We start from the raw sequence: 635 nt of genomic DNA, 5'->3' as shown, positions 1-635 counted from the left end.
CCAGACTTCGCCAAGTAAGCTGACATTTCAGCTTCTGGCACCATCCCTCCCCCGGTCGCCCAAACTAAGTGTGTGGCATTTTTCAAACGTTCATCCGTAAGCTGTAAACGAGTCTGGTAGTGTAGAGAACTCGAGACATGCACCGCGCCCATCATTCCCGCTAATGCAGAGGGCTCCAAATTGATGCCTTCTCGTTCGCTCAACTCTCCTAAAAGCTGATACATACGTTCATCCGTCACTGTGTAGTAACCATCAATTAGCCGCTCCATGGCTCGCCCAACAAAACCAGAAGGACGACCAACGGCCAAGCCATCTGCCGCGGTGAGATTATCTATACCAATATCTTGCACCGCTATCTCATCATGCAAACCAGTATGTACTCCCAACAACATGCAAGGAGAATGTGTTGGCTCAGCGAAGATGCAATGCACGTGGTCACCAAAGGCCACCTTGAGCCCAAAAGCAACACCACCTGGCCCACCACCAACACCGCATGGTAAATACACAAACAGTGGATGACATTCATCAACCACAATACCAAAATCATCCAATTGTTGTTTTAAGCGTTCACCGGCAACCGAGTAACCTAGGAACAAGGTTTGTGAGTTTTCATCATCGATAAAAAGGCAGTTGGG

1 protein-coding gene is annotated in these 635 nt (G+C 48.7%); it reads right to left on the bottom strand.

Features of this window, described 5'->3' with window-relative positions; translation table 11 throughout:
* Positions 1 to 635, bottom strand: a 635-nt coding sequence (locus tag R7E78_RS27745; protein WP_318058836.1) for a D-serine ammonia-lyase, incomplete at both ends; no start/stop codon positions are given.

It is taken from the genome of Vibrio sp. YT-19(2023) (assembly GCF_033337395.1).
Note: the sequence above shows the minus strand (reverse complement) of the source record. Positions and strands in the feature narration are given on the sequence as shown.